Raw genomic sequence first — 2,158 nt, 5'->3', positions numbered from 1 at the left:
GGGTCACGAAATAAATATCCTTTTTTTATCGTGTCCTTTTTACAGGGTCCATTTTATTCTTACTATGTAGTTTTTTGTATGATCAATCAAAATCATGGAGGCTAATTCACTACGTGAAGCAGAAAGGTAAGATGTTTCCCCCACTCTAGAAAGGAGTACTGTGCACGAAATTCGCAAAAAAGATTCAACAGGATATTTGAAATTTTAGTGTGTGTTTACAATGAGTCTATTATAAGTTTTCGTGCAATCCGGACAATGATATTTATATATTTGGAAATGATTATTGCATATATGTTCAGTAATTTCTTTGTTGTTTGGTATAAAAATGATGATATCGAAACTAGGTGAAATAATAGTATTTCAAAGTTCATATGAATAGTATCGCCAAAAGTAGCATCACTGTTATTTCAACATATAAAAGTTATAAAATAAATAATAAAATAAATAATAAAATATTGATAAAGTCTACTAATTATAGTTTTTTCGTTGTATAATGCTTTTGTTTTACATGTTCACTTTCTTTTGTAATGTTTTATTAAACTTATTGAATATCAGAAAGTATTGTAAGATATTTTTTTATGAAAAAAGTTGTAAAATGGGTGGTTCGTTCTTAAAACTAAACGTTTGGTAAAACCGAATAACAAAAGTGAGTTCCATTATAATAATAGAGATATTCTCAATGAATCGGGGACTTATAATGTTTTTAGGACTGAGCTATTACAAAATGCGTAAGGTTATTGGAAACAAAAAAGATTACGACAAAAAAGGAGGCTAGAGAAAACTATGATACAAAGTATAAAGAATATATTTAAAACAAAAATACGATTTAGTTTGAACCGCCCCTGTCAAGTAGACAGGTGAAATAATTAAAAACATGTACCTATGCCTGCCACGTAGTGGCAGGCATATTTTTATGCATAATGTGTCGCCTTATTCTCAGGTATTGGATACTGAACTGGATTCTCATTGCACAATGCTTCACTTCTTACTTCATAAGGTGTTCTCACACCAAATCTTCGTTGATATCTTTCATGACTGTAATATCTTATCCATTCTTTTATTGCTTCTTCTAATTCCTCTCTCGTTTCATATTTCTTGCCATAATGATATATCTCACATTTAAGTATTCCCCAGAATCCTTCCATTGGTCCATTATCAATGCAGCAGTGAACTCTGGACATGCTCTGTTCCATGCCATTATCCTTAAGCATACGCACAAAGACAGGACTCGTATACTGGAAACCTCCATCACTATGAAATAACGGATGTGCTCCTGGATTAGCTTCTACAGCTGATCTGAATGTATTGAAGACAAGTCTATTATCGTTACGGTCATTTATTTCATATCCTACTGGATATCTGTCATAAAGATCTAGTATCAGGCTTAGATATAGCTTATTTTCATTATTCTTTCCATATTTGAACTCAGTGACATCTGTTACCCATTTTTCATTAGGTCTTGATGCATTAAAGTCTCTTTTAAGATTATTCTTGGCTGTATTATTGCTTTTTCTGACTGTACAGCTTCTTCTTTTTGGTCTTATGATTGACTTGATGCCAAGTATTTTCATCACCTTGTAGACCTGCTTGTTATTATAGTTCTTGTTTTCATCTCTGTTTATTCTATTTGCCATCATTCTGTAGCCATGCGTATGTTTGAATTTCACATCATACTTTCTTATAAAGTCTGCCAGTTCCTCATTTTCAAGATCTCTTTCGCTCTTATTGCGTCTAAGCCATTTATAATAATTCGCCCTCTTTACACCTAATATCTCAAGCATAGCTGATAGGCTTACCTCTTTGTCTTCTTCCTTGATTTCCTTGATTGACTGATATTCATTCTCGAATCTGCTTGTTCTGCATATCCTCTCCTTTCTATCTCCTCCACTTTTTTTAACAGTCTTATCTCCAGATGAGCTCTCTCAAGCTCACGTTCCTTTTCTCTCAGCTGTTTCTTTAGAAGGCCAAGTTCATCTAGCTCCTCATCCTTTTTACGGCGTCCACGTCTGTCTGATAAGCCTTCTTCACCTTTTTCTCTGTACTTTCTGACCCAGTTAAATACGTTTGAATATGTCACATCAAATACTTTGCATGTTCCTGAATAATCAAGATTGTGTTCCATGCAGTACTTTACTATCTCTATTCTTTCTTCTTTTGT

Annotated in this window: 2 protein-coding genes; both read right to left on the bottom strand. The window is 33.3% G+C overall.

The features are described 5' to 3' along the window. Positions 1-911: 911 nt before the first annotated feature. Entirely contained in the window at positions 912-1,781 is an 870-nt protein-coding gene (locus DW269_RS12360) for an IS3 family transposase (RefSeq protein ID WP_233503300.1), read from the bottom strand. An 11-nt stretch (positions 1,782-1,792) separates the two neighbouring features. Further along, positions 1,793-2,158: helix-turn-helix domain-containing protein (locus DW269_RS12355; RefSeq protein WP_006506800.1), on the bottom strand; the 366-nt coding region annotated here is incomplete at its 5' end.

Origin of the sequence: Catenibacterium sp. AM22-6LB (assembly GCF_003435615.1) — a bacterium.
GTDB lineage: Bacteria > Bacillota_I > Bacilli_A > Erysipelotrichales > Coprobacillaceae > Catenibacterium > Catenibacterium mitsuoka_A.
The sequence above is the reverse complement of the archived record's forward strand: the minus strand, read 5'-3'. Positions and strand labels throughout refer to the sequence as shown.

Bases quoted from the DNA above. Each gene is read 5' to 3' on its own strand.
- DW269_RS12360 (WP_233503300.1), bottom strand. From the start codon at position 1,781: ATGCTTGAGATATTAGGTGTAAAGAGGGCGAATTATTATAAATGGCTT.